Source organism: Streptomyces flavofungini (genome assembly GCF_030388665.1).
Taxonomy (GTDB): domain Bacteria; phylum Actinomycetota; class Actinomycetes; order Streptomycetales; family Streptomycetaceae; genus Streptomyces; species Streptomyces flavofungini_A.
The window spans coordinates 8,372,254-8,394,440 of record NZ_CP128846.1; the positions used below are offsets into that span (position 1 = coordinate 8,372,254).

Annotated in this window: 19 protein-coding genes; 8 read left to right on the forward strand and 11 right to left on the reverse strand. The window is 73.9% G+C overall.

The window, feature by feature from the left end:
• Positions 1 to 106: 106 nt before the first annotated feature.
• Positions 107 to 682: a TetR/AcrR family transcriptional regulator gene (locus QUY26_RS36220; RefSeq protein WP_289954274.1), complete on the reverse strand. Its 576-nt coding sequence runs from the start codon at positions 680 to 682 to the stop codon at positions 107 to 109.
• A 244-nt stretch (positions 683 to 926) separates the two neighbouring features.
• On the opposite strand from QUY26_RS36220, the gene QUY26_RS36225 reads away from it, so the two are divergent.
• The 3 genes from QUY26_RS36225 to QUY26_RS36235 all read left to right on the forward strand — a co-directional run bounded on the left by QUY26_RS36225 (position 927) and on the right by QUY26_RS36235 (position 4,653).
• Positions 927 to 1,205, forward strand: a complete 279-nt coding sequence (locus QUY26_RS36225) for an SHOCT domain-containing protein (RefSeq protein WP_289954278.1) — start codon at positions 927 to 929, stop codon at positions 1,203 to 1,205.
• On the forward strand, positions 1,202 to 2,005 hold the full coding sequence (locus tag QUY26_RS36230) for an ABC transporter ATP-binding protein (protein ID WP_289954280.1): 804 nt from the start codon (positions 1,202 to 1,204) through the stop codon (positions 2,003 to 2,005). Before QUY26_RS36225 ends, QUY26_RS36230 begins: the two co-directional genes overlap by 4 nt.
• 86 nt (positions 2,006 to 2,091) lie before the next feature.
• Positions 2,092 to 4,653 carry an ABC transporter permease gene (locus QUY26_RS36235; protein ID WP_289956335.1) on the forward strand — a complete coding sequence of 854 codons (2,562 nt, stop codon included), beginning with the start codon at positions 2,092 to 2,094 and terminating at the stop codon, positions 4,651 to 4,653.
• Between the two features lie 133 nt (positions 4,654 to 4,786).
• Here QUY26_RS36235 and QUY26_RS36240 read toward each other — a convergent pair whose 3' ends face one another.
• Both QUY26_RS36240 and QUY26_RS36245 read right to left on the reverse strand, forming a co-directional pair.
• Positions 4,787 to 5,299: an ATP-binding protein gene (locus tag QUY26_RS36240; protein ID WP_289954282.1), complete on the reverse strand. Its 513-nt coding sequence runs from the start codon at positions 5,297 to 5,299 to the stop codon at positions 4,787 to 4,789.
• A gap of 188 nt (positions 5,300 to 5,487) precedes the next feature.
• Positions 5,488 to 5,814 (reverse strand): hypothetical protein, encoded by a 327-nt coding sequence (locus QUY26_RS36245; RefSeq protein ID WP_289954284.1) that lies wholly within the window; start codon positions 5,812 to 5,814, stop codon positions 5,488 to 5,490.
• A 381-nt stretch (positions 5,815 to 6,195) separates the two neighbouring features.
• On the opposite strand from QUY26_RS36245, the gene QUY26_RS36250 reads away from it, so the two are divergent.
• Positions 6,196 to 7,302 carry a PLP-dependent cysteine synthase family protein gene (locus tag QUY26_RS36250; protein WP_289956337.1) on the forward strand — a complete coding sequence of 369 codons (1,107 nt, stop codon included), beginning with the start codon at positions 6,196 to 6,198 and terminating at the stop codon, positions 7,300 to 7,302.
• Between the two features lie 17 nt (positions 7,303 to 7,319).
• Here the strand turns inward: QUY26_RS36250 and QUY26_RS36255 are convergent, their stop codons facing one another.
• Both QUY26_RS36255 and QUY26_RS36260 read right to left on the reverse strand, forming a co-directional pair.
• Positions 7,320 to 7,820: an SRPBCC family protein gene (locus tag QUY26_RS36255; RefSeq protein ID WP_289954286.1), complete on the reverse strand. Its 501-nt coding sequence runs from the start codon at positions 7,818 to 7,820 to the stop codon at positions 7,320 to 7,322.
• Positions 7,821 to 7,882: 62 nt separating this feature from the next.
• A complete protein-coding gene (locus QUY26_RS36260; protein WP_289954288.1) occupies positions 7,883 to 8,767 on the reverse strand; it encodes a DeoR/GlpR family DNA-binding transcription regulator in 885 nt (294 codons plus the stop codon).
• A 443-nt stretch (positions 8,768 to 9,210) separates the two neighbouring features.
• Between QUY26_RS36260 and QUY26_RS36265 the strand changes: the two genes are divergently transcribed.
• Entirely contained in the window at positions 9,211 to 11,544 is a 2,334-nt protein-coding gene (locus tag QUY26_RS36265) for a hypothetical protein (protein WP_289956340.1), read from the forward strand.
• On the opposite strand, the gene QUY26_RS36270 is transcribed toward QUY26_RS36265, so the two are convergent.
• The 4 genes from QUY26_RS36270 to QUY26_RS36285 all read right to left on the reverse strand — a co-directional run bounded on the left by QUY26_RS36270 (position 11,495) and on the right by QUY26_RS36285 (position 16,580).
• Entirely contained in the window at positions 11,495 to 13,906 is a 2,412-nt protein-coding gene (locus tag QUY26_RS36270) for a right-handed parallel beta-helix repeat-containing protein (RefSeq protein WP_289954290.1), read from the reverse strand. The genes QUY26_RS36265 and QUY26_RS36270 overlap by 50 nt on opposite strands.
• Before the next feature lie 498 nt (positions 13,907 to 14,404).
• Positions 14,405 to 15,010, reverse strand: coding sequence for an Rv1733c family protein (locus tag QUY26_RS36275; RefSeq protein ID WP_289954292.1), 606 nt, complete (start codon positions 15,008 to 15,010; stop codon positions 14,405 to 14,407).
• Positions 15,011 to 15,227: 217 nt separating this feature from the next.
• Positions 15,228 to 16,061 (reverse strand): MOSC domain-containing protein, encoded by an 834-nt coding sequence (locus QUY26_RS36280; RefSeq protein ID WP_289954296.1) that lies wholly within the window; start codon positions 16,059 to 16,061, stop codon positions 15,228 to 15,230.
• 45 nt (positions 16,062 to 16,106) lie between these two features.
• Positions 16,107 to 16,580, reverse strand: a complete 474-nt coding sequence (locus tag QUY26_RS36285) for a DUF6643 family protein (RefSeq protein WP_289954298.1) — start codon at positions 16,578 to 16,580, stop codon at positions 16,107 to 16,109.
• Between the two features lie 281 nt (positions 16,581 to 16,861).
• Between QUY26_RS36285 and QUY26_RS36290 the strand changes: the two genes are divergently transcribed.
• Entirely contained in the window at positions 16,862 to 18,181 is a 1,320-nt protein-coding gene (locus QUY26_RS36290; RefSeq protein ID WP_289954299.1) for a TerD family protein, read from the forward strand.
• Positions 18,182 to 18,200: 19 nt separating this feature from the next.
• Here QUY26_RS36290 and QUY26_RS36295 read toward each other — a convergent pair whose 3' ends face one another.
• The gene (locus tag QUY26_RS36295; protein ID WP_289954301.1) at positions 18,201 to 19,385 is read right to left on the reverse strand and encodes a glycosyltransferase; all 1,185 of its coding nucleotides are present in this window, start codon (positions 19,383 to 19,385) and stop codon (positions 18,201 to 18,203) included.
• 73 nt (positions 19,386 to 19,458) lie between these two features.
• Here QUY26_RS36295 and QUY26_RS36300 point away from each other — a divergent pair, with 73 nt between their 5' ends.
• Positions 19,459 to 20,274 (forward strand): glutamate racemase, encoded by an 816-nt coding sequence (locus QUY26_RS36300; RefSeq protein WP_354670771.1) that lies wholly within the window; start codon positions 19,459 to 19,461, stop codon positions 20,272 to 20,274.
• 241 nt (positions 20,275 to 20,515) lie between these two features.
• Positions 20,516 to 21,067, forward strand: coding sequence for a hypothetical protein (locus QUY26_RS36305; RefSeq protein ID WP_289954304.1), 552 nt, complete (start codon positions 20,516 to 20,518; stop codon positions 21,065 to 21,067).
• Here QUY26_RS36305 and QUY26_RS36310 read toward each other — a convergent pair.
• A complete protein-coding gene (locus QUY26_RS36310; protein ID WP_289954306.1) occupies positions 21,024 to 22,118 on the reverse strand; it encodes an O-antigen ligase family protein in 1,095 nt (364 codons plus the stop codon). The two genes, QUY26_RS36305 and QUY26_RS36310, sit on opposite strands and share 44 nt — an antisense overlap.
• Positions 22,119 to 22,187 lie beyond the last annotated feature (69 nt).

Genomic DNA, 22,187 nt, shown 5'->3' on the forward strand with positions numbered 1-22,187 from the left:
CGGAAGTCGAGTGGGAGGGGGTGAGAGGGACGGGAGGAGGTGAGGTGAGGGGAGGTGAGGGGAGAGGGAGCGGGCGATTGCTCAGGGGCGCGGCGCGATCAGCTGCTCAGGGGCGCGGCGCGAGCAGCGCGAGCAACCCCCGTGTCCCCGCCTCGAACGCCTCCGGCGAGCCCGTCGCGCGGGCGAGCACATAGCCGCCCTGCACCGTCGCGACGATCGCGGACGCCGTCTCGCCCGCGTCCAGCGAGGCGCTGAACTCGCCCCGTTCCACGCCTTCCTGGACGATCTCCGCGAGCCGTCCGCGCAGCCACTCCAGGGTCTCGGTGACCGGCGCCCGCAGCTCGTCGCTCGCGATCACGTCGGGGTCCATCGTCAGCCGCCCGACCGGGCAGCCGCGCAGTACGTCCCGCTCACGCCGGAGGTAGGAGGCGACGCGGTCGTACGCCGGTCCGTCACCGGCGAGGGACGCCTCCGCCGTGGCACGCATCTCCTGGGCGGTGCGGCGGATCGCCGCGAGGGCGAGATCCGGCTTGCCCGCGAAGTGGTGGTACATGCTGCCCTGGCCCGCGCCCGCGTGCTGCTGGATCGCCTTGGGGCTGGTGCCGACGTAGCCGCGCTCCCACAGGAGTTCCCGCGTGGACTCGATCAGACGCTCCGGAGTGCTCATGAGCCGACTGTACATACTAATAGGTACAGAAGTCCAGGTGAGGGGCGCGGACAGGCGCTGAGGCCCGTCCTTCCGTACCGGAGAAGCAGGCGGCGCCGGGCCGCGTACTCCCCGGGGGGTACGCGCACTGCCGCTGGCCGTACGACGACTTCGCGGCGCCCGGCGAGGAGCCTCGAAAGCGAACCGAACCAGTGCGTACCGAGGGGCAGAAGCCCTGGTCACGCGGCTGGTCCACCCGCTTCCCGAGGAGATGGACACCATGCGGACCCTGGCATTCGACGGCGGACCCGGCCCTTGGATCCTGTTCTTCCCACTGATCTGGGCCGCCGTCGTCATCGGCGTCGTGACCTTCCTGCGCCGCACCGTCCGGCGCGGCCGGCGCGGACCCTGGCGGATGGGCGGCAGCGACGACAAGTCGCCGATCGCCGTGCTCGGCCACCGCTTCGCCGCCGGTGAGATCGACGAGGACGAGTACTGGCGTCGACTGAGCGTCCTCGACGAGGAGTTCGGCCGCGCCCCGAAGGGCGGCAGGGCATGAACACCGCCACCCTCCGGCAGCGGTCCGACGCCCCGGACGCCGCGCGGGTCGAGGCCGCCGTGAAGGTCTACGGCTCCTCCTCGGACACCGCCGTCACCGCCCTCGACGGCGTGAGCGTCGGCTTCCCCGCCGGACGCTTCACCGCGATCATGGGCCCGTCGGGCTCGGGCAAGTCCACGCTGATGCACTGCGCGGCCGGTCTGGACACCCTGACCTCGGGGTCCGCGTACATCGGCGACACCGAGCTCGGCCCTCTCGACGACCGGCGTCTGACCCTGCTGCGCCGGGACCGCGTCGGCTTCGTCTTCCAGGCCTTCAACCTGGTGCCCACGCTGACCGTCGCCGAGAACATCACCCTGCCGATGGACCTGGCCGGGCGGCGCTTCGACCGGGAGAGCCTGGAGTGGACGGACGCCCTCATCGACGTCGTCGGCCTGCGCGACCGGCTCCGCCACCGCCCCGCCGAACTCTCCGGCGGTCAGCAGCAACGCGTCGCCGTGGCACGGGCGTTCGCCGGCCGCCCCGACGTCGTCTTCGCCGATGAGCCCACCGGCAACCTCGACTCCCGCTCCGGCGAGGAGGTCCTCGGCCTGCTCGGCCGCGCGGTGCGCGAGATGGGCCGCACCGTCGTCATGGTCACCCACGACCCCGTGGCCGCCGCCCACGCCGACGAGGTCGTCTTCCTCGCCGACGGGCGCCTCGTGGACCGCATGGCGGCACCCACGGCCGACAAGGTCCTCGACCGCCTGAAGGCGTTCGACACGCGCTCCGCCACGACTCAGGAAGGAGCACCCTCATGAGTGCCACCGGTCGGCGCAGGCCCGCCGGGCCCAGCAGTCCCACAAGGGCACCGGGCCCCGCGGGGCCCGGTGCCCCCACCGGGTCCCTGGCCGCGGCCCTCCGCATCAGCCTCACCTCGCTGCGGGGCCACAAGCGCCGCTTCGCCGGTACGTTCTTCGCGGTGCTGCTCGGTGTCGCCTTCCTCGCGGGCACCCTCGTCATGGGTGACACGCTGCGCGCCGGCTTCGACACGATGTTCGGCAACGCGACGCGCGGCACCGACGCCGTCGTCCGCAGCGCCGACACCATCACCACGCCCGGTGAGAGCCAGGGCGTGCGCCGATACGTCGACACCGCCCTGGTCGACCGCATCGAGAAGGTCCCGGGCGTCGCCGCCGCCGTGCCCGGCATCCAGGGCGCGGGCCAATTGGTCGGCAAGGACGGCGACCCGATCGGCGGCCAGGGCCCGCCTACCCTCGCGGGCAACTGGATCACCGACCCGGAGCTGAACGCCTACCGCCTCGCCGAGGGCCGCGCCCCCGCGAGGAGCGGCGAGGTGGTCGTCAACCGCGGCGCCGCCGAGAGCGGCGACCTGAAGATCGGCGACACCACGACCCTGCGCACCCCCGACCCGGTGCGGGTCACCATCGTCGGCCTCGCCACGTTCGGCGGCGAGGACGGCATGGCGCAGACGACCTTCACGGGCATGACACGGGCCGACGCCGAGAAGTACCTGATGCCGAAGCCGGGCGAGGCCGCCACCGTGCAGGTGCGCGCCGGACCCGGGACGAGTCAGCAGGAGCTCGTCGACGCGCTGACGCCCGTGCTGCCCAAGGGAGTCGAGGCCATCACCGGGCAGGAGGCGGCGGAGGAGAACTCCGACATGATCTCCGGTCAGTTCCTGACCCTGTTCACCACGTTCCTGCTGGTCTTCTCCGGCATCGCGCTGCTGGTCGCCACCTTCTCCATCCACAACACCTTCGCGATCGTCGTGGCCCAGCGCACCCGCGAGAACGCGCTCCTGCGCGCCCTCGGCGCCTCCCGTCGTCAGGTCACCGCGTCGACCCTGACCGAGGCGTCCGTCGTCGCCTTCGTGGCGTCCGTCGTGGGTCTCGCGGGCGGCATCGGCATCGCCGCCGGATTGCAGGCGCTGTTCCCGGCCATCGGGTTCCCCTTCCCCGAGGGCGACTTGGTGATCAGCGCCACTTCGATGCTGCTGCCCCTCGCGGTCGGCGTCGCCGTGTGCGTGGCGTCCGCGCTGCTGCCCGCCGTCCGCGCCGGACGCACCGCCCCGCTGGCGGCGCTCCGCGAGACGGCCGTCGACCACTCCGGCGCCTCCCGCACCCGCGCGGCCGTCGGCACCGGCATCGCCCTCGCGGCCGTCGCCCTCACCCTGGTCGGCGTGCTCGCATCGCCGTCGATCTGGCTCGCGGGCGGCGGCGCCGTCCTCGCCCTCGCCGCGTTCGTGGTCCTCGGGCCCGTCGCGTCCTCGCGCGCGGTGCGCGTCCTCGGCGGGCCGCTCGACCGGCTGCGCGGCGTCACCGGATCGCTGGCCCGTCGCAACGCCCTGCGCAGCCCCAAGCGCACCGCAGCCACCGCGAGCGCCCTGATGATCGGCGTGGCCGTCGTCTGCCTGTTCACCGTCTTCGGCGCCTCGTTGAAGGCCACCATGGACCAGACGGTGTCGCGCTCCTTCGCGGGGGACGTCGCGGTCAGCACGCCGTCCTTCGGCGCGGGCGGCAGCGGACTCAGCCCCCGGCTCGCCCCCGCGATCGCGGAGCGCCCCGAGGTCGCCACGGCCGTCGGCCTCGGCAGGGGAGTGGCCGAAGTGAACGGCGAGGGAAGGGCGTTGACCGTCACCGACCCGGTCGCGCTCGCCAAGTCCTTCGACCTCGGCAAGGTCGAGGGCTCGATGGGCGGCCTGGGCGACGACGGCATCGCCCTCACCCGCAAGGAAGCCGACAAACAGCACCTCGACGTCGGCGACCGGGCCGAACTCGCCTTCGCCGACGGCGAGAAGGAAACCTTCACGGTCCGCGCGGTCTACGGCCGGTCCGAACTCGCGGGCGACTACGTCATCACCCGCGCCGCCTGGGCCCCGCACCGCGCCCAGGACTCCGACACGCTGGTGTCGGTGACCTTCAAGGACGGGGTGAGCGCGGCGGACGGCGAGGCGGCGGTGGCGGCCGTGGCGAAGGAGTACGGCAACCCCGAGGTCCAGACCCGGGAGGAGTACGCGCGGTCCGCGGCGGGCGGCATCGACATGATGCTGACTCTCGTCTACGCCCTGCTGGCCCTCGCCGTCCTCATCGCCCTGCTCGGCATCGCCAACACCCTCACCCTCGCCGTGCACGAGCGCACCCGCGAACTGGGCCTGCTGCGGGCCGTCGGCCAGACCCGCGGACAGCTGCGGGCCATGGTCCGCTGGGAGTCCGTCCTGGTTGCCGCGTTCGGCACGGCGGGCGGCCTGGCGCTCGGCGGCTTCCTCGGCTGGGTCCTGGTCGAGGCGTCCGACGGCGCGTCCGACAGCGACTTCGCGTTCGCGCTGCCGCCGACGCAGCTCGCCGTCGTCGCCCTGGTGGGCCTGGCGGCCGGAGTCCTCGCGGGCCTGCGGCCGGCTCGGCGCGCCGCCCGCCTCGACGTCCTGCGGGCCATCGCCACGCAGTGACGCACGGGACGAGCGGTGCCGCGCACGGGGCGGCGCACGAGTCCTCGTACGCACAAGGACGGGGGAGGACTCGGACCAGAAGGACTACGCCAACGCGTACGACGAGCCACGCGGAGGTGAAGTCACCGCCCGGTCAGCCGGCAACGGCGGACCGGGCGGGAGCATGGGCGCCGACGGCGGCGGGATCCTCGGCGAACGGGGCGGCGCGCGTGGTGCCGTACACCGGATACGTCGGCAGCGACGTGAGGGCCGACGGCGCGCAGAGTGTGAACCAGACGACCTTGCCCGTGTCGCCCTGCGGCTGCGCGCCCCAGCTCTCACTCACCGCCGCGACCATCGCGAGCCCGCGCCCGCAGGTCTCGAACGGATCGGCGTCGCGCACCTCGGGAAGCCTCGGATCGTGGTCGTGGACGGAGACCATGAGGCGTTCGAGCAGCAGCTCGATCTCCACCGTGCAGGTCTTGTCCGGTTCGGCGTGCCGGTGGACGTTGGTCAACAACTCGGTCACGCCGAGCGCGGCCTGGTCTATCAAGGGATCGAGATGCCAGTAGCGCAACTGCGCAGAGACGATTCTGCGGACCTGGCCGATCCGCGACGGCAGGGCTTGGAGCTCTACCGTGCAATGCCTGCTTGGCTGGCTGATCACGGTGCGACTCCCCGAATTGAGGTCCGGAAGAAGACGGCGTTCGGATCCAGCAGGGGCCGCTCGCGCCGCCGCCTGCGGTGGTGACCGGCGGGCTGGTTCGCAGCGTTATCACCGGTAAACCCAGAGTGATGTGACACCAGCGTGACTCAGGGGGTGGGGGCGTGCAACTCGCGCCCGGGTCGCGCCCTTCAGTCCCGGCGCCCGCCGGCCGCGTGACGTACCGCTTCGAGGAAGGTTCGGACCGTGGGCGGCCCCGCCTCCCCGGGCGCCGGATCGTGCTCGCCGAGCGTCAGCAGATAGCGGGTGCCGTTCATCTCGGCGAGCGCCTTGTCCTGTGGGGCGAACCAGGGTTTCGCCGTGCGCACCGCGCGCAGCGGGGCGCTGTCGATCTCGGTGCCGTAACTGGTGAGCAACTCCAGCCTGCCGTCGCTGATCCGGACCTGGCCCGCACGGGTCAGCGAGCGAAGTAGCCGCCCGATCCGTACGCCCGTGGCCCTGAACTCCGGCTCCGCCATGAGGCTCTGCCCCCCTCGTGCGCCTGGTGTCGACGCGCCATCGGTGTGGTGACGCACGGCGCCGCACGCCCGTCGTACGGCACCTGGTGGAAACCTACCCCTGTTTCCGTGCGGTGCAGTGTGCACGCGCACGGCGTCGAGGGCCAGGGTGCCCGGCGACGACGCACATGCCACTTCGGTGCGTGACCGGCGCGGCCCGCCGCGCGGGGCCGAGTGGTGGGCAAGGGCCTCCTTTGGGCGCCCAAAAGGTGTGTTTATGCAGGTGAGAGCGGTGTTGTGGGTGTTTATCATCGAGGTGTCCGGCCGGACCGATCCCGTTCCGGCACGAGGCCTAAGGAGCCCGCGGTGAGCACCACCCAGCACGATCCGGCCGACGAGCCGATGGCCACGCTCGACGTGGACCGCAGCGACGACGCGTACCGCACTTGGCTGAAAGAGGCCGTGCGGAAGGTCCAGGCCGACGCGAACCGCTCCGCGGACACCCATCTGCTGCGCTTCCCGCTGCCCGAGCGGTGGGGCATCGACCTGTACCTCAAGGACGAGTCGACGCACCCGACCGGCAGCCTCAAGCACCGGCTCGCCCGCTCGCTGTTCCTGTACGGCCTGTGCAATGGCTGGATCCGTCCGGGGCGCCCCGTGATCGAGGCCTCCAGCGGCTCGACGGCCGTCTCCGAGGCGTACTTCGCGAAGCTCATCGGTGTGCCCTTCATCGCGGTGATGCCGCGCACGACGAGCGCCGAGAAGTGCCGCCTCATCGAATTCCACGGCGGCCGGTGCCACTTCGTGGACGACTCGCGCACCATGTACGCGGAGTCCGCCCGCCTCGCCGTCGAGACCGGCGGCCACTACATGGACCAGTTCACCTACGCGGAACGGGCCACGGACTGGCGCGGCAACAACAACATCGCCGAGTCGATGTTCCAGCAACTGCGCCTGGAGCGGCACCCGGAGCCCGCGTGGATCGTCGCCACGGCGGGCACCGGCGGCACCTCGGCGACCATCGCTCGCTACGTCCACTACATGCAGCACGACACCCGGATCTGCGTCGCCGACCCGGAGAACTCCTGTTTCTTCGACGGCTGGACGAAGAACGACCCGGACGCCTCCAGCGACTGCGGCTCGCGCATCGAGGGCATCGGCAGGCCCCGCATGGAGCCGAGCTTCGTGCCCGGCGCCATCGACCGCATGATGAAGGTGCCCGACGCGGCGAGCGTCGCCGCGGTGCGCGCCCTGGACCGCGCCATCGGCCGCAAGGCGGGCGGCTCGACCGGCACGGGGCTGTGGAGCGCCCTCAGGATCACCGCGGAGATGGTGGCCGCGGGCCGCACGGGCAGCGTCGTCACCCTCATCTGCGACCCGGGCGACCGCTACCTGGACAAGTACTACTCGGACGCGTGGCTCGCCGAGCAGGGGCTCGACATCGCACCGTACGAGCGCACGATCGAGAGGCTGCTCGCCACGGGGGAGTGGCCGGCGCAGGCGGGCTAGGACCTGTCGGGGCCGGGTCAGGCGCCGTTCGCTCCGGACAACTGCCGGTCCAGGTTCGCGACCGCCGTGTGGAAGGACGTGCCCATGCCCCGGCGGCCGCCGCGCCTCATCAGGAAGCGCGTCAGGGCCACGGCGTCCGCGGCGTACGTCCACTGCACGCGAGTGCCCGAGCCCTGGCCGTCGGTCGGTTCCAGCGGGATGAGCCGCCACTCCTCCACCAGGGCGCGCAGGCCGGGGAAGTTGGTCAGGTCGATGCGGTAGGCGTACCGCGTGGGCGCGTCCGTGGCGAGGAAGGTCTCCCGGAACCAGAAGCGGCCCTGAATGCGCACCAGACGGCCCGAGCCGTCGTCGAACGGCCGGGCGTACACCACCGAGCTGTGCCACGCGGGCAGGCGCCGGACGTCCTCAAGCACCTCGTACACCGCCTCGGGCGGTGCCGCGACGTCGTGGGTGAACACCAGGCGTACCGGTGCGGTGTCGAGGAACTCCAGGCCCTCGGGCCTCAGTCGGCGTGGCATGAACGCGACCCCCAGGCGGGACGAGGCGGTTGACCGGCCCGACCACCATAGCCGGGGGCCCGTCAGAAGTCCGCGGAGTTCTCGTCGTCAGCGGCGCCCGTGCTCCCCGGGGCCCCGGTGGTGTCCACGGCGTCCGCGGGCGCGCCCGCGACCAGGAGCCGCCGGAGCTGCTCGGAGATCTCCGCGCGGGCCCGCGCAGGCAGCCCCGCGTCCGTCACCAGCGTGTCCACCTGGCCGAGCGTCGCGAACGAACTCAGGCCCACCGTGCCCCACTTGGTGTGGTCGGCGACCACGACCACGCGGCGCGCGGACTGCACCAGACGCCGGTTTGTCTCCGCCTCCGCGAGGTTGGGCGTGGAGAGACCGGCCTCGGCCGATATGCCGTGCACGCCGAGGAACAGCACGTCGAAGTGGAGTGCCGCGATCGCCTGGTCGGCCACCGGCCCCACCAGCGAGTCCGACGGCGTGCGCACCCCGCCCGTGAGGACCACCGTGGCCGCGCCCTGGCGCTGCCCGGAGCTGCGCTGCGCGGAGTGGAAGACGTCGGCGACCCGCACCGAGTTCGTCACGACCGTCAGGTCCGGGACGTCGAGCAGCTGATGGGCCAGCGCGTACGTCGTGGTGCCGCCGGAGAGCGCGATGGCCGTGCTCGGTGCCACCAGGGTCGCCGCGGTCCGCGCGATGTCCTCCTTGGCGCTCAGCTCCAGGCCCGACTTGGCCTCGAAGCCCGGCTCGTGCGTGCTGGCCTCGGCGACCGGCACGGCGCCGCCGTGCACCTTCTCCAGGACCCCGAGGCGGGCGAGCGCGTCCAGGTCACGGCGGACGGTCATGTCCGACACGCCCAGCTTCCTGGTGAGTTCATTGACCCGGACGCCGCCGCGGCGGCGGACCTCGTCGAGGATCAGGGCGCGACGCTGCTCCGCGAGGAGGTTCTGATTCTCACTCACGTCAGGTCCGGCCCTTTCGCCTCGTCAAGCCCGTCATCGGGTCGCCTCATCCTCGCACGTGCCGTCGTTGCGGGTGCCACCGACCGGGCGGCCCCGCCATCCGGAAGGGGGAGCTGCCGAAGGGGGAGATTACGTGAGGGTGGCTGCGTGCGGGGCGGGAAACGGCGATCCTTGTGTCCCTGCACGACCTGCGTGGCCCGTACACGGCTCAGGACAGCGCACGACTCGGGGGAAGCGGAACAGTGGAGCGCGCCACGGCGGCCCGGACCGCCCGGAAAGACGGACCGGCACGCCCGAACCAGCCAGAGGAACCGCACCGCACGGCACCCCCGGACCGCCCCGCGGGCCCGAGTCGCACCGCACACCCGGAACGCGGCGCCGAGGCAGAGCCGATCGCCCTGGAGCTCCTCGTCCACGGCGTCGGCGGCACCACGCCCGAGGAGATGCTCGGCGACCCCCGCACGGTTCGCGTGTCCGGCGACGGCACCGCCGCCGTCCACCGCCGCGCCGACGACGTGGACGCCGAGTCCCGCCCCGCGCACTACCGCGACCAGCCCGTCCCGGAGGCCTACGTCTGGTCGAACCTGACCTCCGGCAACGGCTCCCGCGCGCTGTGGCTGCTGCTCCTGCCGTTCATGGTCGTCAACCTCGCCCACTGGATGCGCCCCTCGGCCCGCCGCGCCGAACGCGCCGTGCGGACCTACGGCCTCCTCGTGCGGCTCGTCGCCCTCAGCCTCACCGTGCTCCTGGTCGCCGCCGCCTGCGAGATCGCCATCGACCTGACGGCCTGGCAGTGCGCGGGCACCCGCGCCTGCGTCGACGACCACTCCTGGCTCGGCTTCCTCGCGCCGGAGTCCGCCGGGGGCGGTGGCTGGTGGTCGCAGCCCGGCCGCCGCCTCGCGCTCGCCGCACTCCTGCCCGCGGCACTCACCGGCCTGCTCTGGTACCTGTCCCACCGCACCTGGAGCGCGTACGAGTCCCAGCAGCCGCTGCCGCACCAGCCGGACCCGGAGGAGCCCAGCCGCAACGCCCTGGGCAAGCCCGGCTTCTGGTACGGCCGCAGGCTCGTCGCCCGGCTGCGTGCCGCCCACACGGCCGCGGGACTGCTCACGGTCGCCGCCGCCGTCGGCGCCTCGGCCGCCCGGTACGACCGCAGGTCCGGCGGGCCCGCCCTCCTCGACGTCCTCGGCTGGGCCCTGGAGTCGGCCCTCGTGGTGGCGGGAGCCGTCGTCGTGTGGGTGGTCTGCCGCCGGGGCCGCAGCGAGAACCGCCTCGACCGGCAGCTGGACCGCACCCTGGTGCGCCGACTGCCGCTCGCCGCCCTGGCACTGCTCGTCCTCGCGGTCCTGTACGCCGGCTGGTCCCGCCCCGGCTGGACCTCGGCCGGACGGCTGCCGGGCAACACGACGTTCGGCGGCATCACCCTCGTCCAGGGCGCCCTCGTGCTCGCCCTCGCCGTGGCCGCCACCCATATCCACCGCACGTCGCCGGACGCCCGCACCGCCATCCGCGGCCTCGGCGGGCCCGCCGTCGCCATGCTGGCCTGCGCCCTCGGCGGCGTGATGTCGGGCGGCGGCTCGCAGCGCGTCGCCGACTGGCTCGACGGCCCCGGCTCGCCCGGCGCCGGCGGCTCGATCGACGGCCCGCCCGCGCTCCTCACCTGGCAGGCCTCCGTCATTCCGCCGCTGCTCGTGGTCGTCGCCGCCCTGTGCGCCTGGCTGGCGGTACGCACCGCCGGGCGGCTGCGCCGTGAGCTCGCCCAGGTGCCGCGCGACTACCCCGACGAGCGTCCCGACACCGCCCGGACCCGCCGCATCGCGAGCACCCGCGCGGGCGCCGCCCTCACCGACCGGGCACCACAGATCGTCGGCGTGACCTCGGCGGTGACGCTCCTCCTCGGCGCGGCGGCCCTCGTCGGCGCCTGGGTCACCGGCGAGGTGCCGGGCGAGGCCGCGCGAAGCGCGCCCCCCTTCGTCGAGGGCACCGCGCAGACCGCGCAGGCCCTGGGCTCCTGGCTGATCGGCCTCGGCTTCATACTGTTCGTCACCTGGGGCCGTCGCGCCTACCACGACCCCTCGGCCCGCCGCACCATCGGCATCCTCTGGGACGTCGGCACGTTCTGGCCGCGCGCGGCCCACCCCTTCGCGCCGCCCTGTTACGCGGAGCGCGCGGTGCCCGACCTGACCTGGCGCATGCACACCTGGACCCGTGCCACCGGCGGCCGACTCGTGCTCTCCGGCCACTCGCAGGGCAGCGTGCTCGCGGCGGCAGCGGCCTGGCAGCTGCTGCCCTCCGTACGCAGACGCGTCGCGCTGCTCACGTACGGCTCACCGATCGAGCGCCTCTACGGCCGCTGGTTCCCCGCGCACTTCGGGCCCGCCGCCCTCAGTTCCCTGCACCGCGAGGTCGACTGCTGGCGCAATCTGTACCGCCCCACCGACCCGATCGGCGGCCCCGTCCGCCTGCGCGGCGAGTGCGGGCCGCAGGTCGACCGGGAGCCCCTGAAGGACCCGCTGGCGTACGGCCGCACCGACGTCCACCCGCTGCCCGCGCCGATCCTCGGACACGGCGACTACCAGGCGGACCCGGCGTTCGCGGAGGAGCGGGGGCGGCTGCTCGCGCGGCTGCGACCCGCTGTGCCGGGACCGAGGCCGGAGGGCGCGGAGGGCGTGGGCGCGGGTGGAGCCGGTCCTGCGGGTGGCGGGCCCGTGGGCGGCCCGGAAGGGGTTACAGCAGGTCCGGAAGGTCCGGCAGGTCGTCCGAGTACAGCAGGGTGAGGTCGTCCGTGCTCGGCGCGCCGAGCTGGGCGACCCGGCCGGCGTGGCGCTCCACCATCGCCTCGAACGTCTGGCGCGCCGTGCGGCCGTTGCCGAAGGCCGGGCCCTTCGGCAACGCCGTGAAGTACTTGAGCAGAGCCTCGCCCGTGCCGGGGCCGAGTGTGTACTCGTGCTCCTCGGCCTGCTGTTCGACGATGCGCAAAAGCTCCTCGGGCGTGTAGTCGCCGAAGGTGATGGTGCGCGAGAAGCGGGACGCCACACCGGGGTTGACCGACAGGAACCGGCTCATCTCCGCGGTGTAGCCCGCGACGATGACCACCACCGCGTCCCGCTGGTCCTCCATCAGCTTCACCAGCGTGTCGATGGCCTCGCGGCCGAAGTCCCGCCCGGAGTCCTCGGGTGAGAGGGCGTACGCCTCGTCGATGAACAGCACGCCGCCACGGGCCCGTTCGAAGGCCTCCTGGGTGCGGATCGCCGTCGAGCCGATGTGCTCGCCGACCAGGTCCACGCGGGACACCTCGACGAGGTGGCCGCGCTCCAGGACGCCGAGCGAGGCGAGGATCTCGCCGTAGAGCCGAGCGACGGTCGTCTTGCCGGTGCCGGGGGAGCCCGTGAACACCAGGTGGCGGCGGACGGAGGCCGCCTTCAGGCCCGCCTCCTGGCGGCGCCGTCCCACCTCGATCATGTCGGTGAGGGCCCGCACCTCGCGCTTGACGCTCTCCAGGCCGACCAGCGTGTCGAGTTCGCCGAGCACGTCCTTCGACGAGCGGGACCGCTGCTCGGGCACGGTCGGGACGGGCTCCTGCGGCTCGCGCCGGGCGGGCACCGCGCCGAGCAGCCCCGCGGACTGCGTGGCGGTCTGCGTGACCGGCTCCGGCGCGGCGGGGCGGACGCTCGCGCTCTCGTCGCTCGTGCAGTCCTCGACGAGCGGCCCGTCCTCCGCGAACTCGTAACCTCCGCGCGCGCAGCGCTCCGTGCGGCACCTGCGCAGCGTCGTACGGCAGCCGTCGATCACATGGAAGCCGTAGCCGCCGCTGCCGACCACCTTGCAGCGGTCCAGGCTGCCGCGGCCGCCCGCGGAGACGTAGAAGCCCGCCTCGGCGGGGGAGGTGACCGTGCACCGCTCGATCGTGGGATCGGCGCCCTTGGTGACGATCACGCCCGTCTGGGTGCCGTCCACCGTGCAGCCGGCGAGGACGCCGCCACTGCCGTGGTCGCGGAACCACGCGCCGGTGGCCGCCTCGCGGATGCGCACGTCGTCCAGTTGGGCCGTGGCGCCGTCGCTCACGGACACCGCCGTGTTGCGCACCTGGGTGAGGTCACTGTCTATGACGTCGACGCGCGAACCCCGGTCGAGCACGAACAGCGCGTCCGGCACGTCGTGCACGCGGCACGACTCCAGGACGGCCGTCGCGCCGTCGCTGACCCACACGGCCGGATAGTCGCCCGTGCTGTCGTGGATCTCGCACTGGTTGGCGTCGACGCGCGTGCCGGGGTCCCACACGGACAGGCCGTTGCGGCCGAACTCGCGGACCGTGGTGCGCGTCAGCGTCAGGACCGAGCGCGAGCGCAGGTCGACGGCGTTCTCCGGGATGTCGTGGATGCGGCAGTCGGCGAGGGTGAGGACGGCGTCGGTGTCGAGGGTGACGCCGTCGGACGTGGTGCGGTGCACGTCGCAGTCCGTCAGGTGCGCCGTGGCACGCGCGGTGACCTGCACGCCCGAGCCCTTGATCTCGTACACCTCGCAGCCGACGGCCTCCAGGCCGCTGCCCTCGCCCGTGACGGCGAGTCCGGCGCCCGAGGCGTGGTGCACCCGGCAGCGTTCGAGACGCGGGTGCCCGCCGCCGCGCACCGCGACGCCGGACTGCCCCGCGGCGACGACCTCGCACTCCTCGAAGACCCCGCCGCCGCCGTCGAGCACGCCGATGCCGATGCCGCCCGGGTTGTCGACCGTGCAGCGGCGCAGCGTCGGGCGGGCGCCGCCGCGCACCTCGATCCCGGCGGCGGAACGCGTCATCACCCGCACGTCCGTCAGCTCCGGGGCGCCGTCCTCGATGAGCAGCGCGGGCGCGGCCGAGTCCTGCCCCTCCACATGGAGGTCCTGCACGAGCGCGGACGCCCGCACCGTCAGCGGCACCCCGTCCACCGGGGCGATGCGCACGGAACCGGGGGAGCCCTCGGGGCCGCGCAGCGTCACCGCGCGCTGGACGACGAGGTTCTCGCGGTACGTCCCCGGGGCCACCGTCAGGACGTCGCCGTCGCCCGCGGCCTCCAGGGCGGCCGCCAGCGATGCGTACTCGCCTGTGCGGCGCCGCCACCGCGACGTACCGGTGTGCGTCACCTGGACCGTGCCCTGTGCCATGGAGTTGCTCTGCCCCCACCTCGAAGTTCGCGGGACCCCGCGCCCGCGCGCGAGGAGACCGAAGAGTTCGCCCGGTCCACCGTAGCGCGCGGAGGGAGGGGGAGTTGACCTGATGGCCGGGCCGGTGGGCCCGGTCTCACCTGCGCAAGCGTGGGGTGCTCGGGTGGGCGGACGTGCGGGGCGGCCTGGTCAGGGGTGCCGGAGGAGGGTGCGCGGGCGGCCGGGGGGACTTGGCCGGGCCGCCGCCATGTGCGCCGGGGGTGTGTGCGCCGGCGTTGCCGCGCGCGCCCGCTCAACTGCCCTTGCCCGTCCGCCGAACTGCCCCTGCCCGCCCGCGCAGGGCTACCGGGATATGCCTGCCCTGCCTGCCAGGAGCGCCCTCGCTTGCCCGCAGAAAGGGGGGCCACGCCCGCAGAAGAAGCAGAAAAAGCGACCCACGCCCGCAGGGATGCCCACGCCGCAGGGATGCCCACGCCCGCAGGTGCGCCGCTCCTTACTTCACGCGCCGGTCCCGGCCCGGCCCCAGTCCGGCCCCGCCTTGTCCCAGGCCTGGTCCCAGCGGGCGAAGCGGCGGCGGACGGCGCGCCAGACGATGAGGCGGCGGGTGCCCTCGACGAGTCCGGCGCAGGCGAGGGCGGCGCCGAGGCCGGCCAGGGCGGCGTGGGTCGTGGCCGTCGCGGTGTCCAGGGGGCGGCCGACGACGCGGCCCTCGGCGTCGGTCCAGATCCGGAAGCGGTCGCCCGGGTGCGGGGACTTGAGGTCGGAGGCGACCGTGCCCGCGCGGCCCGAGCCGTCAGGTCCGGTCCAGCTCGCGAGCACCCGGCGGTGCGCGTCGCGCGAGGAGGAGGTCTCGGGGTCCGGGTCGAGCGGGGGCTGGTCGAGCTTCTGCAGGACGGTGGCGGTGATGTGGTGCCGGGCCTCGCGCTGGGCCTGGACCGAACGCAGCAGCGCGTCGTGCGTCAGCGAACCTGCGACCGCGCCGGCGACGGGGGCCGCGACGACGATCAGCACGAGGGCGGCGAGCGCCACCCAGGCCTCGGCGAGATCGGTGGCACGGCGCAGTGGATTGTGGCGCCAGCGCCAGAGTCCGGCGATCGCTCGCACAGTCCTGCACCCCCTTCCGCGTCCGTGATAGCCGCGAACGGCACGGCGCACGCCCAAAAGACGGGAAGAGAGAGCGACATCACCCCGGGCGATTTCGCGTGTCCTCGACCCGCCGGAGCCCCACTCGCGCGCCGCGGGCGGGACAGCCGGGCCTCACCGGGCCTCCTCCGGCTTCAACGTCCTTCCAAGGACGTCGAGTTCCCCACCCGGGCGGCGTTCATTCGAGGATCTTCAGCTGGTCACCGATTCGAATGGTTCCGGTCGATTCCGGGATCAGATTCAGACCGAAGAGCAACCGGTCACCGCTGCGGCGGTGGCGGGCGAGGGTGCGCAGCGGCTCTTTGCCGCGCTCGGCGGTGCGCTGGTCGGTGGTCGTGACGACGCACCGCGCGCACTTCCTGGCCACGCGGAACTCCACCGCGCCGATGGCGAGGCGCGACCAGTCGTCCTCCGCCCACGGCGCGACGCCTTCCACGACCACGTTCGGCCGGAAGCGGTTCATCGGCAGCGGGCCCTCGTCCGCGTGGTCGCCCTGCGCGATGAGGGAGTTCAGCGCGTCCAGCGAGGACAGCGTGGTGAGCAGCAGCGGGAAGGCGTCGGCGAACGAGACGGTCTCACCGGGCCTGCCGTACGCCGCGTCGACGGGGCGCCGCGTCGACGGGGCGTCCAGGTACCCGAGGCGCACGTCGAGGTCGAGGAAGGCGCTGAACCAGGCGTCCGCCGCGGGATCGGCGACCACTGCCTCGGACTTGTCCCGCAGGAACTCCACCGGCGCGGTCTGCCCGGGCTCGGGGACACCGACGATCAGCGGCTCCCTGCCGGGCGCGCACACGCGTATGCCGCCGTCGGGCAGCGGCTCGACGGCGGCCGACGCCAGGCGCGGGTGGGGCCGTTGCGTGACGGCTCGGCCCGCGCTGTCGATCAACACCCATCTGCGGTCACCCGCGAGCCCCCAGGGCTCCACGACGGCCTCACGCGCAGCGTGCCCCCCGGCCGCCTTCAGCGGGTGGATGTGGATCGAGTGGATCGAGACGGGCACGGAAGTCGACATGCGGCCATCCTGCCAGCGGGCACTGACAGCGAAGGCCGCCGCCGATCAGTAGCCCCGGTACTGCCGGTTGTGCGGGTCCTCGTGCGGGGCCGGGGCCGGGCGGGGCGCGGCGGGACGCATCGCCTCGTAACCCGTGCCGCCCACGGGGCGCTGCTGCTGGGGGCCGGGGTAGCCGCGCGGGGCGCCGGCCTGCTGCGGGATGTACGGCGCCGGGGCCTGTTGCAGCGGTGCGGGCTGCGGGGCTGGGGCGTAGCCGTACGCCGGGTTCGGGTGGGCCGCGGTGGGCACGGGCGCCTGGGCCATGGCGGCCGCGGGGTAGCCCGAGGGGCCGGAGGGCAGGGCGGGCAGCGCTGCCGGGAGGGCGGGGAGGTGGCTGCCCGTGTCGTACGCGGAGGGGACCCGGATCGGGGCGATCTGCGGGGTGCCCCGCTCGGCGACCAGCGAGTCGTAGATCGGGGTGTCCGGGAAGGACGGCGCGGAGTAGTAACCGCCGCCATAGGTGGAGCGGGGGGAGGTCATGCTCCATAAGTTAAGCCCTTGATGTGCTGGTTGGGGAGACCGATAAGAGGGTTGTTTTACGTGTCGCCGGGGGCTGTGGATCCCCAATGCGAGCGAACTTGGGAAAAATCGGTCGCTTGGCGACGTACGGATCGTGTAAATAGCGCGTTCCTCAGGGGTTACTCGCGGTCGACCGGGGGCTGTCGACGGGCGTTGCCGGGACCGCGTGTAGGCCTCTTCGAATGCCAGGTAATAGGTTGGGCGGGAACGCAACGGCGGCCCGGACGACCCGGCAACTTGTGATGGGGGCAGACATGTCAATGGCCAAAGGTTCGAATGTTCCCGTCCCGGCACCCGCGGTGCGGGTCGAATTGGGATGGGGAACCGGGCCGGGGGTCCCGGACGCCGACGCCTCCGCCCTGTTGCTCGACGCCTCCGGCAAGGTGCGCTCGGACGCGGACTTCGTCTTCTACAACCAGGCGACGCACGCCTCCGGCGCGGTGCGCCACGAGGGCAAGCAGTCCACTGGCGGCGGCGTGACCGACGCGCTGGTCGTCGACCTCGCGCGCGTGGAGCCCGGTGTGGAGACCGTGGTGCTCGCCGCGTCCTCGGACGGCGGCTCGTTCGGCAAGGTCCCCGGCCTGCACGTGCGGGTCGTCGACGCCGCGAGCGGCGCGGAGATCGCGCGGTACGACAGCGCGGACGCCACCGTCGAGACGGCCTTCGTGCTCGGCGAGCTGTACCGCCGGCAGGGCGCGTGGAAGTTCCGCGCCGTCGGCCAGGGCTACAGCAGCGGCCTCGAAGGCCTGGCCACGGACTACGGCATCACGGTCGACGAGCCCCAGCAGGCGGCCCCCGCCGCACCGGCCCCCGCGCCCGCCGCGCCCACCCCGCCGCCCGCGCCGCCGGTCGCCGCCCCCGCGCCCCCCGTCGCCGCGCCCGCCCCCGCGTCCCCGCCGCCCCCCGCCCCGCCCGCCCAGCCGGTGCGCCTCACCAAGGTCACGCTGACCAAGGAGGCGCCGTCGGTCTCCCTGACCAAGCAGGGCGGCACCTCCGGCGCACTGCGGGTCAACCTCAACTGGGAGGTGCGCAAGCAGTTCAAGGGCTGGGCCAGCAAGCTCGGCCGGGCCGTCGCCATGCACGCGGACCTCGACCTCGACCTGTGCGCGCTCTTCGAGCTGTCCGACGGCCGCAAGGGCGTCGTCCAGGCGCTCGGCAACGCCTTCGGCGCGCTGCACCAGCCGCCGTACATCCTCCTCGACGGCGACGACCGCACCGGCGCGGTGTCGACCGGCGAGAACCTGACGGTCAACCTGGACCACTCGAACGAACTGAAGCGCCTGGTCATCTTCGTGACCATCTACGAGGGCGCGCGCAGCTTCGCCGACCTGAACGCCACGGTCACCCTGACCCCACAGCACGGCGCGCCCATCGAGTTCTCCCTCGACGAGTGCACGGTGCCGTCCACGGTCTGCGCCCTCGCGCTCATCACCAACAACGGCGGGGAACTCACCGTCCAGCGCGAGGCCCGCTACCTGGTGCCCGAGCGCGGTGTCAGCCCGCAGCGGACCATCGACTACGCCTACGGGTGGGGCATGAACTGGACCCCCGGCCGGAAGTGACCTCCGGACTCCGGGTGCCCTAGGGGAGGGTCTCCTCCGGCGCGGTCGTGTCGGGGCGCGCGTACGTGCGCCCCTTCCAGGCCGCGCCGCGCCCCCGGTAGTGCTGCACCGCGGAGTCCACGGTCATCAGGAGGTACAGGAACGCGGTGGCGGGCAGCGTGAGGGCCAGCCACGCCGGCTGGCGGTAGTACCGGAGCATCGGCAGGTACGTCGCCGTCATCACCAGCCACGCGAGACCACCGCACACCACGGCGCCCGCCGTGCCCGTCGCGAGACCCGCGAACAGGGCCACCGGCGGCGCCAGATACACCACGGCGAGCCCGGCCACCGTCCCGACGAGCAGCGCCGGATTGTGCCGCAACTGGGCGTACGCGCTGCGCGCCACCATCCGCCACAGGTCCGCGAGCCGCGGATAGGGCCGCACGCTGTCGACACGGTCGGCGAGCCCCAGCCAGATGTGCCCGCCCGACCGCTTGACCGCGCGGGCGAGCGCCACGTCGTCGATGACGGCGTGCCGGATCGCGTCGGGGACCCGGGCCCGCTCGGCCGCGTCCGCGCGCAGCAGCACACAGCCGCCGGCCGCCGCCGCGGTCCGCCCGCCCCTCCGCGCGATCCAGCGGAACGGGTACAGCTGCGCGAAGAAGTAGACGAACGCGGGGACGACGAGCCGTTCCCACAGGCTGACCACCCGCAGCCGCGCCATCAGCGACACGAGGTCGTAGCCGCCCGTCGTGGCCGCGGCCACCAACACCCGCAGACTGTCCGGCCTGTGCGCGATGTCCGCGTCGGTGAGCAGCAGGAAATCGGGCTCCCGCGCGCGGGCCAGGGCCATGCCGTGCCGCACCGCCCAGAGCTTGCCGGTCCAGCCCGCGGGCACCTCGCCGGGCGAGGCGACGGTCAGGGGAAGGCCGCCGTGCCGCTCCGCCAGGGTCTGGGCTAGGACGCCCGTGCCGTCGCTGCTGCCGTCGTCGACGAGGAACACCTCGGCGTGTCCCGGATAGTCCTGCCCGAGCAGCGACGGCAGGCTGGTCGGCAGGACCTCGGCCTCGTCCCGGGCCGGGACGACCACCGCCACTCTCGGCCACTGCTTGGGGTCCCGGCGCCGCGGCAGCCGGTCTCCCGTACGCCAGAAGAAACCCTGCCCGACCAGCAGCCACAGCCACGCGGCGAGCGAGGCGGCGGCGATCCACACAACAGCGCTCATCCGCCGCAGTCTGCCCCACCCTGCCGGGCTTGTCCGGCTCATCGTCTAAGGTGACCGGGTGAAGATCGCGCTGATGGACTCCGGTATCGGACTGCTCGCCGCGGCCGCGGCGGTACGGCGCCTGCACCCCGGCGCCGATCTCGTCCTCTCCTCCGACCCGGACACGATGCCCTGGGGCAACGCGCCCGAGAAGGTCAAGGGGCTGGCCCTCGCCGCCGCCGAGGCCGCCGCCGCGCACCGCCCCGACGCGCTGATCGTGGCCTGCAACACCGCGTCCGTGCACGCCCTGCCCGCGCTGCGCGCCCGCCTGGAGCCCGAACTGCCCGTCATCGGCACCGTCCCGGCGATCAAGCCCGCGGCGGCCACCGGCGGCCCGGTCGCGATCTGGGCCACGCCCGCCACCACCGGCAGCCCCTACCAGCGCGGCCTCATCGAGGAGTTCGCCGCGGGCGTCAGCGTCACCGAGGTGCCCTGCCCCGGCCTCGCCGACGCCGTGCAGGAGGCCGACGAGGAAGCCATCACGCGCGCCATCGAGGCCGCCGCCGCCCTCACCCCGCCCGAGGTGACAACCGTCGTCCTGGGCTGCACCCATTACGAGCTGGTCGCCGAACGCATCCGCGCCGCCGTGCGGCAGCGGGACGCGCAGCCCCTCGTCCTGCTCGGCTCGGCCGAGGCCGTCGTCGCCCAGGCGCTGCGCCGGATCCGCGAACGGGACGTCGTCGACGCGGACGGCCCGGCGGAGAACGCGTACGACCCCGAAGACGCAGAAGACACCGAAGGCACCCTCACGGTGCTCCTCGGTGGCCGTGAGGCCGCGCTCCCGAGCGCCGCGCTCACGTACGCGGAAGGGCGGCTCCTCGCGGCGTCCGACCCGCTCCTGAAGGCCTGACGCCTCGCAGGTCCGTCGGACGGCGGGACAGCAGCGGGCGAAGGCATGCCGCCCGGCCGTCACGGAGCGTCCGGGGGTGGTACCCCCGGCCCCGCAGCACCCGTCCCAGCCGTACGGAACGGCCCTCCCACGCCCCTCACCGGCCACGACGCCGTGCCGCGGCCGGGACGGGCGGCCACCCGCAGGAGTGACCTTCGGCGACGCGGTGCCTTCGCCCCGGAACGTGAGTACCCTCGATTCCATGACGGACCACGCCCCCGGTGAGCGGGTCAGCTCCGAGCAGCACCCCGAGATCTGGACCGGACACGCGCGCAACCGTGGCCAGTGGCTGCTGGCCTGCGGCGGTGCCGCGTGTCTCGCCCTGGGCATCGACCTGGCCGTCGAGGCCCTGTGGCCGTCGGGGATCCTCCCGCTGATCATGTCCATCGTCGGACTCATCGCCGTCGGCCTGCTGGTTCTCTTCGGCACGCTCGCGTTCGTGCACGTCGCCGTGAAGGTCGACAAGGACTCCCTCGAAGTGCGCTGCGGGCACATTGGGGTGCCGCGCCGCCGCATCCCGCTCTCGCACGTCGTCGGCGCCGACTTCGCCCCGGCCGTGACGCCACGGCACTGGGGCGGCTGGGGCTATCGCTGGCGGCCCGAGCAGGGCACCGCCGTCATCGTCCGGCGCGGCGAGGGCGTCGTCCTCAGCCTCGGCGACGGCCGCAAGTTCACCGTGACCGTGGACAACGCCGAGTCGGCCGTCCGCGTCATCCGGGACCGCCTCGGTCTCCCCGGGAGCGCGCCGGTCTGACCCGGCCCGGGTCGTCCGCCTCCGCGGTCAGCGGGCGGGCCGTGGCGATGCCCGCGAGCAGGCCCGCGCCCACCGTCACGGACGTCACGCTCAGCGCGTTGCCGACCGTCGCCACCCCCGCGAGCGCTGTCAGGGCCGCGCCCGCCGAGAGGACGACCTGCGTGGGGCGCGGCGAGCGCCACAGCGCGAAGAGGAGCCAGCAGAACGCGGCCGCGAGCAGCGCCACCCCCACGAACCCCTGCTCGGCCCCCTGCTGCAACAGCGCCGAATGCGGCTTGTCGTCCACGAGCACGCCCTCGGCGGCCGCCGGAGCCGCGTCACCGAACCGTCCAGGGCCCACGCCGAGCGCCGGATGCGCGCCCGCGAGCCCCTCCGCGTCCTGCCACGCCCGCACCCGGTACGGGCCGAGCTGCCCCTCCAGGGACGAGCTCAGCCCCTCCGGCAGCGCCCCGCGCGCGACGGCCCAGGCGAGCCCCGTCACCACCGCGGCGGCCACCGCGAACCCGCTGAGCCCGAGCCCCCGGCTGCGCACGATCCCCGCGGCGAGCGAACACAGCACGATCCCCGCGCACGCGATCACCCCGGCCGTCGACCCCAGCAGCGCGGCCGCGAGGACGATCCCGGCCGCGAACACCCGCAGACCGGCCCGCAGCCCCGCCCCGTGCGCCGACCACGCCGCACAGCAGGCCGCGCCGGCCGCCAGGGCGAGCAGCGCGGCGGTGGCCCCGATGGGCCCGAGCGGCGAGGAACTGACGGGCCCCGGCGTGACGTGCGGTGCCGCCGCCGCGAGGCCGACGCCGGCGAGCGCCCCCACGCAGGGCGCGGCGACCGGCAGCAACGCCCCCGCGACCCGCCCGCCCGCGTACCCGGCGGCCACCGCGAGGACCGCGAGCAGCACACCGTCCGGCCTGCCGCCCCGCACCCCGGTCGTGACCAGCGCCCAGGCGGCGCACACCGCGAGCAGCGCCATGCCGCCGACGTCCGCGGCGCCGCGCCGCTCCACGCCCCAGCCGGCCGCCGTGGCCGCCACGGGCGTCGCGGATGCCTTCATCGCCCCCACCCCCGCCGCCCCCGATCTGTGCGGCCCCGACCGTATGGCTCGATCTCGTCGCACGTCAGG